Source organism: Mycobacterium sp. E3305, assembly GCF_001666785.1.
Classification (GTDB): Bacteria; Actinomycetota; Actinomycetes; order Mycobacteriales; family Mycobacteriaceae; genus Mycobacterium.
Genome location: NZ_LZJA01000267.1, coordinates 22454 through 29297, shown reverse-complemented (window position 1 = coordinate 29297; position 6844 = coordinate 22454). Strand labels below are relative to the sequence as shown.

The window sequence follows — 6844 nt, the reverse complement described above, 5'->3', positions numbered from 1 at the left end:
CGCCACGCCCGAGGTATACGCCGAGATGCTGGGCCGCGCCAAGGAAAACTCTTACGCCTTCCCGGCCATCAACTGCAGTGTAGATCTCGGCGCTGCCCATCCGCACGCCCATCCGGTTCAGGGTTGCGTCCGAACGGCCGTGCACCACAACGGATCCCCGGTCGGTGATGGTGATCCAGTCGCCGTGACACCACACGCCCGGATACTTCTCGAAATAGGCGGCGCGGTAGCGGCTGCCGTCGTCGTCGTTCCAGAAGAAGACCGGCATCGAGGGCATCGGCTCGGTGATCACCAGCTCGCCCTCCTCGCCGATCACCGGATGGTTTGCGCCGGACCAGGCTTCGATGGCCGCGCCCAGGCAGATGCACGACAGCTCGCCGGCGACCACGGGCAGGATCGCGCAGCCGCCGATGAAGGCGGTGCAGACGTCGGTGCCGCCGCTCATCGAGATCACCGGCACCGACCGGCCGAGTCCCTCGTGCACCCAACGGAATCCGGACGCGGGCAGGGGCGAGCCGGTGGAACCCACGGCGCGCAGCCCGTCCAGCGGGTACGTCGCCCCCGGCTTGAGCCCCTTCTTGGCGCAGGCCAGCAGGTAGCCCGCGCCGGCGCCGAGCACGTTGACACCGCTCTCGGCGGCGACCCGCCACAGCCCGTCGGTGCCCAAATGCGTTGGGCTGCCGTCGTAGAGCACGATCGTGGTGTCGACCAGCAGCCCCGACAGCAGCAGGTTCCACATCATCCAGCTGGTCGACGAGTACCACAGGAAGCGCTCGCCGGCGTGCAGGTCCAGTTGCAGGCTCAGGTATTTCAGGTGCTCGATCACCGTGCCGCCGTGACCGTGCACGATGCCCTTGGGCTTGCCGGTGGTGCCGGACGAGAACATCACCCACAGCGGATGCGCGAACGGCACCGCCGCGATCTCCAGCTCGGCGTCGGATGCCACCGCCGCCGCCCACGCGACGGTGTCGCCGTCGCTCGCCAGCCCGAGCCGCGGCACCACCACGGTGGCGCGCAGGCTGGGCATCGCCCGCCGGATCGTGTCCAGCTCCGCGCGCCGGTCGATGCGCTTGCCGTCGTACACCGACCCGTCGGTGGCCACCAGCACGACCGGCTCCACTTGGCCCAGCCGGGCGATCACGCCGTCGACGGCCACGTCCTGGTTGCACACAGCCCAGATGGCGCCGACGCTGGCGGCGGCCAGGGCGGCGACGGCCGCCTCGCCGACGTTGGGCAGGTAGCCGACGACGGCGTCCCCGGGCCGCACGCCGAGGCCACGCAGGTACGCCGCGAACGCGCCGGTCTCGCGGCGCAGCCGCGCCCACGACCACTCGCACGCGCCGTCCTCGCCCACGACGATCATCGCCGGGCGCTCGTCGGTGGCGTGCCGGAAGATCTCGGTGGCGTAGTTGAGCGTGGCGCCGGGGAACCACTCGGCGCCCGGCATGGAACGGTTGCCCAGCACCGCGCGCGGCGGGCTGCTCGCCTGGATGCCGAAGTAGTGCCACACGGCATCCCAGAACCACTCGATGTCGTCCACGGACTTGCGCAGCAGCGCGGGGTAGTCGCCGAAGCGGCCGCGGCCCGTCTCCGCGAGCCACGCCATGAAGTGGGTGAGGTTTGCTTGGGCCAGCGTCGCCTCGTCGGGAATCCAGCTGCCGGGCTCGGTCATGTCGCGCTCCCTGCCGTCACGGCGGTGACGTTACAGGCGGCCTCCATCAGCATCCAGCCCGACAGCTGCACCGACAGATCCCGCTCGGCGACCTCGGAACTGTTCACCGCACCCTCGACGAACTGCGCCTCCCCGCCCTCCGCGCCGGGCAGCTGGGCGTCGCGGTCCCAGAACGGGCCGAACAGCGGCAGCCCGTCGACCGTTTGCCGGTAGTCCCACGCCGACTTCGCGCTGGCCAGCACGATCCGCCGGGCGGTGTCGCGGGCCACGGCGTCGTCCGCCGAGTCCCCCGGCAGCGTGGTGGCGACCAGCGCCAGGTATCGGGCGGTGATGCCGGAGAACAGACCGCCGTCCCCGCCGCCGGCCCCGGTCAGCACGCCCGTCGGGGCCATGTGGTCGGCGACGGCCGCGACCAGCCGGTGCACCCGCGGGGCGTGCCGGTCGTCATGGGTGCGCGCCGCGAGTTCCGTTTCCAGGCCGAGCACCACGCCCTGGCAATAGGTGTACTGGGCGCGGACCAGGGAGCCGGCCTTGATGCCGTCGAACACCAGGTGCGTCTCCGGGTCGATCAGGGTCTCGTTGATCCAGTCGGCCATCTGCTGGGCGCGCCGCATCTTCTCGCCGTAGCGGGCCAGGAAGATTCCCGCCGGGCCGTTGGCGGGGGCGTTGAAGAACTGGTCCTGCTTGCGCCACGGGATGCCACCGCCGTCCTCGGGCACCCACGCGTTCAGGAACTGGTCGGCGAGCTTGGGCAGCGCGCGGTGGCGCTCGACCCCGGCTATCCGGGCGGCGCGTTCCAAAGCCAGCGCCAGCCAGGCCATGTCGTCGTAGTAGCTGTTGGTCCAGCGAAAGTTGTTGCGCAGCCGATGGGAACGGACCTGCCGGTTGATCCTGGTGTGCCGCTCCGGCCGCGGGTCGCGCAGCTGCGCGTCGACCAGGCAATCCAGCAGGTGCGCCTGCCACCAGTAGTGCCAGGTGCCGAACATCCGGTCACGGCGCGTCGACGGCCAGGCCACCACGCCCAGCTGCGTTGCGGGCAGGCCCCAGAGGCGCTTGAGGTGCCGTTGCGTGACGGCGGCCTCGGAGCTGGCCGCGCGGTTGACCCACAGCTGATCCATACTCCCCGATCCTGCCTCATACTGATATATGCGCTACCGGCAAACCATTTCGGGGACCACGCACACCTTCGACGGGCTGGTCGACGTAATGGCCAAGGCGACGCCGCTGCGCTCCGGCGACCAGCTGGCGGGGTGCGCCGCCGGCTCCGACGCCGAACGGGCCGCGGCCGCGTGGGTGCTGGCCGACATTCCGCTGGCGACGTTCCTCACCGACGTGCTGGTGCCGTACGAGACCGACGAGGTCACCCGCCTCATCATCGACGGCCACGACCGCGACGCATTCGGCCCGATCGCCGGCTTGACCGTGGGCGGCTTCCGCGACTGGCTGCTGGACGCCGCGTCCCGCGGCGACGGCGCGGCGCGCATCGCCGCCGTCTCCCCGGGGCTGACGCCGGAAATGGTTGCCGCGGTGTCGAAGATCATGCGCAATCAGGATTTGATCCTGGTGGCCGCCGCGGCGACGGCGACCGCGGCATTCCGCACCACCATCGGGTTGCCGGGCACGCTGGCCACCCGGCTGCAACCGAACCATCCCACCGACGACCCGCGCGGGATCGCCGCGGCGCTGCTCGACGGGCTGCTGATGGGCTGCGGCGACGCGGTGATCGGCGTCAACCCGGCGACCGACTCGCCGCGCGCGGCGTCCGACCTGCTGCACCTGCTCGACGACATCCGGCAGCGGTTCGCGATCCCGGTCCAGTCGTGCGTGCTCTGCCACGTCACGACCACGATGGAGCTGATCGAGCGGGGCGCGCCCGTCGACCTGGTGTTCCAGTCGATCGCCGGCACCGAGGGCGCCAACGCCTCGTTCGGCACCTCGATTCCGATGCTGCTGGAGGCCAACGAGGCCGCCCGGTCGCTGAACCGCGGGACCGTCGGCGACAACGTCATGTACCTGGAGACCGGGCAGGGCGCGGCGCTGTCGGCGGGGGCCCACCTCGGCGTGGGGAACAAACCGGTCGATCAGCAGACGCTCGAGGCGCGGGCCTACGCGGTGGCCCGGGCGCTGCAGCCGCTGCTGATCGACACCGTGGTCGGCTTCATCGGGCCGGAGTACCTCTACGACGGCAAGCAGATCATCCGCGCCGGCCTGGAAGACAACTTCTGCGGGAAACTGCTCGGCCTGCCGATGGGCGTCGACGTCTGCTACACCAACCACGCCGAGGCCGATCAGGACGACATGGACACGCTGCTCACCCTGCTCGGCGTGGCGGGCACCGCGTTCGTCATCACCGTTCCCGGCGCCGACGACATCATGCTGGGTTACCAGAGCCTGTCCTTTCACGACGCGCTGTACGTGCGAAAAGCGTTGGGGCTGCGGCCCGCTCCCGAATTCGAGGCGTGGCTGGCCGGCCTCGGCATGGCCGACGCCGACGGCCGGATCCTGCCCGTCGACCCCGCGACGTCGCCGCTGCGCGCGCTGGCAGCCGGCTGATGACCGACCCGGAACCCCCGGACGTCTGGGCCCCGCTGCGGGCGACCACGCAGGCGCGGATCGGCCTCGGGCGGGCGGGAGATTCGCTGCCGACCCGGCGCGTCCTGGAGTTTCGGGCAGCGCACGCCGCGGCACGCGACGCCGTGCACGACCCGCTCGACGTCGACCGCCTCGTCCAGCGGCTCCGCGGCGTCGGCATCGGCGAGCCGCTACAGGTGCACAGCCGGGCCACCTCCCGCGGCGAATACCTGCGCCGGCCCGACCTCGGCCGCAGCCCGGCGGACCTGTCGGATCTGCCGAACACCAAGGCCGACATCGGATTTGTGCTCGCCGACGGCCTCTCGCCCCGGGCGCTGACCGACCACGCCGCGGGCATGGTCGAGGCGCTGCTGCGCGCGTTCGACGGCCGGTACACGATCGCCCCGCCGGTGGTCGCCACCCAGGCCCGCGTCGCGCTCGGTGACCACATCGGCGCAGCCCTCGGTGTCACAACGGTTCTCGTGCTGATCGGAGAACGGCCGGGGCTGTCGGTCGCCGACAGCCTGGGCATCTATCTGACGCACCGGCCGGCGCCGGGGCGCACCGACGCCGACCGCAACTGCGTGTCCAACATCCATCCGCCCGACGGCCTGGACTACCCGGCGGCCGCGGCGGTCACCACCGCGCTGGTCGCAGGCGCCCGCGAACTCGGCCGCTCGGGGGTCGCCCTCAAAGACACGACGCGAGGGGCGATCGGCAGTTCTAGCGCCTCCGGCCGAGCACCCAACCCAGCACCAGCGCGGCCAGCACGGCCAGCAGCACCGGGGCGTACCTCTTGAGCTGGTCTCCGCCGGCGAGGTCGAGCAGGTCGATGGGCTCGGGCTCGGCGGCGTGGCGTGGCTCCGGGGCGCGCCCGACCTGCGGGGGGCCCTCGGGTGTGGCCGGCGCGGCCACCGATTCCGCGACGAGCTTGGCTTCGAGCGACTCCACGAACTGGCCCAGCAGCTTTTCCGACACCTGCTGCAGCATGCCGCTGCCGAACTGGGCCAGCTTGCCGGCGATCTTCAGGTCGGTGTCGACGGTGACGCCGGTGCGATCGCCGTCCTCGTGGAGCTGGGCGGTGACCGTCGCCGCCGCGTTGCCGGTCCCGCGGGTCTCCTTGCCCTTGGCGTCGATCACCGCGCGGTATTGGCCGCGATCGTGCTCGACGAAGCGCACCTTGCCGCTGAACTCGCTGGTGACGGGGCCTACCTTCACCTTGACCTTGCCGAGGTAGTCGTCGCCCTCGTGGCCGGTCAGCGCGGCCCCGGGCATCAGCGGGATCACCTGCTCCAGGTCGCTCAGCACGTCCCAGGCCTCTTCGATGGGGGCACTGACGGTGAACTGGTTGGCGATCTTCATCCCGGGGTCCTCTCGTGTGCGGCGACGACGGCGTCGTGCACAGCCTACGGGCGGCACTACGGAAGTAGAGTGGGGTCCCCCGCGTCATGGTGGATCCGCCCGCCGATCTCGGCCAGCGGGCGGCCCCCGCCGCCCCAGCGCTTGGCGATGATGTCGGCGGCGATCGAGACCGCGGTCTCCTCGGGGGTGCGCGCACCGAGGTCCAGCCCGATCGGGCTGGACAGCCGGCTCAGTTCGGCGCCGGTCAGCCCGGCGGCCTGGAGCCGGGTCATCCGGTCGTCATGCGTGCGGCGCGACCCCATCGCCCCGACGTAGCCGACCTCGGGCAGGCGCAGCGCCACCTCGAGCACCGGCACATCGAACTTCGGGTCGTGGGTCAGCACGCAGATCACCGTGTGCCGATCGACGGCGCCCGCCTCCGCCTGGGCCGTGAGGTAGCGGTGGGGCCAGTCGACGACGACCTCGTCGGCCGTCGGGAAGCGGGCCCGGGTGGCGAACACCGGGCGGGCATCGCACACGGTGACGCGGTAGCCGAGGAACGAGCCCTGCCGCGCCAGCGCGGCGGCGAAGTCGATCGCGCCGAAGATCAGCATCTGCGGCGGCGGCGCGAAGCTGGACACGAAGACCTCCATGCCGTCGCCGAGCCGCTGCCCGTCGGGCCCGTACACGAGGACGTCGCTGCGGCCCAGCGCGAGCAGCCCGCGCGCGTCGTCGGCGACCGCGGCGTCGGCGCGCGCCGAGCCCAGCGAACCCGCCACGCCGTCGGGCCGGATGACGATCCGCCGGCCCACCCAGTCCGGGTCGGGGTGGGCGACGACGGTGGCGGTCGCCACCGCGCGACGCTCGGCGATGTCGTCGGCCACTGCGCCGAGCTCGGGAAACGACGCGCGCGAGACCGGTTCGACGAACACGTCGATGACGCCGCCGCACGTCAGGCCGATCGTGAACGCGTCGTCGTCGCTGACTCCGTAGCGCTCCAGCCGAGGCGCCCCGGTCTTCGCAGCCTCGGCGGCGAGGTCGTACACCGCACCCTCCACGCAGCCGCCCGACACCGACCCGGTGACCGAGCCGTCCGGCGCGACCACCATCGCCGCCCCCGGCGGGCGCGGCGCGGACCGGAAGGTACGCACCACCGTGCCCAGCCCCGCAATATCGCCGGCACGCCAGATCGACATCAGCTCGGCAATCACGTCACGCACCCTCTCAACGTATGCGGACGGCCGCGAGCCCGGCTCAACT

Annotated in this window: 5 protein-coding genes and 2 pseudogenes; 3 read left to right on the top strand and 4 right to left on the bottom strand. The window is 71.9% G+C overall.

Going from position 1 to position 6844, the window contains the following annotated elements:
- Positions 1–79: pseudogene (locus A5701_RS29090) on the top strand (hypothetical protein); the annotation flags it as partial.
- Positions 80–109: 30 nt separating this feature from the next.
- Here A5701_RS29090 and A5701_RS23710 read toward each other — a convergent pair.
- Positions 110–1606 (bottom strand): annotated as a pseudogene (locus A5701_RS23710) (acetoacetate--CoA ligase); the annotation flags it as partial.
- A 62-nt stretch (positions 1607–1668) separates the two neighbouring features.
- A complete protein-coding gene (locus A5701_RS23705) occupies positions 1669–2790 on the bottom strand; it encodes a glycoside hydrolase family 76 protein (protein WP_067760073.1) in 1122 nt (373 codons plus the stop codon).
- Between the two features lie 28 nt (positions 2791–2818).
- Here A5701_RS23705 and A5701_RS23700 point away from each other — a divergent pair, with 28 nt between their 5' ends.
- Together A5701_RS23700 and eutC are read left to right on the top strand one after the other, a co-directional pair.
- Entirely contained in the window at positions 2819–4225 is a 1407-nt protein-coding gene (locus A5701_RS23700) for an ethanolamine ammonia-lyase subunit EutB (RefSeq protein ID WP_067760070.1), read from the top strand.
- Complete coding sequence (gene eutC, locus A5701_RS23695; RefSeq protein ID WP_067760067.1) at positions 4225–5043, top strand: ethanolamine ammonia-lyase subunit EutC; 819 nt, start codon at positions 4225–4227, stop codon at positions 5041–5043. The genes A5701_RS23700 and eutC overlap by 1 nt, the downstream gene beginning before the upstream one ends.
- Here eutC and A5701_RS23690 read toward each other — a convergent pair.
- A complete protein-coding gene (locus A5701_RS23690; protein WP_067760060.1) occupies positions 4967–5605 on the bottom strand; it encodes an SRPBCC family protein in 639 nt (212 codons plus the stop codon). The two genes, eutC and A5701_RS23690, sit on opposite strands and share 77 nt — an antisense overlap.
- Before the next feature lie 56 nt (positions 5606–5661).
- On the bottom strand, positions 5662–6804 hold the full coding sequence (locus A5701_RS23685) for an XdhC family protein (RefSeq protein WP_197505049.1): 1143 nt from the start codon (positions 6802–6804) through the stop codon (positions 5662–5664).
- Positions 6805–6844 lie beyond the last annotated feature (40 nt).

Bases quoted from the DNA above. Each gene is read 5' to 3' on its own strand.
- A5701_RS23705 (WP_067760073.1), bottom strand. From the start codon at position 2,790: ATGGATCAGCTGTGGGTCAACCGCGCGGCCAGCTCCGAGGCCGCCGTC.
- eutC (WP_067760067.1), top strand. From the start codon at position 4,225: ATGACCGACCCGGAACCCCCGGACGTCTGGGCCCCGCTGCGGGCGACC.
- A5701_RS23690 (WP_067760060.1), bottom strand. From the start codon at position 5,605: ATGAAGATCGCCAACCAGTTCACCGTCAGTGCCCCCATCGAAGAGGCC.
- A5701_RS23700 (WP_067760070.1), top strand. From the start codon at position 2,819: ATGCGCTACCGGCAAACCATTTCGGGGACCACGCACACCTTCGACGGG.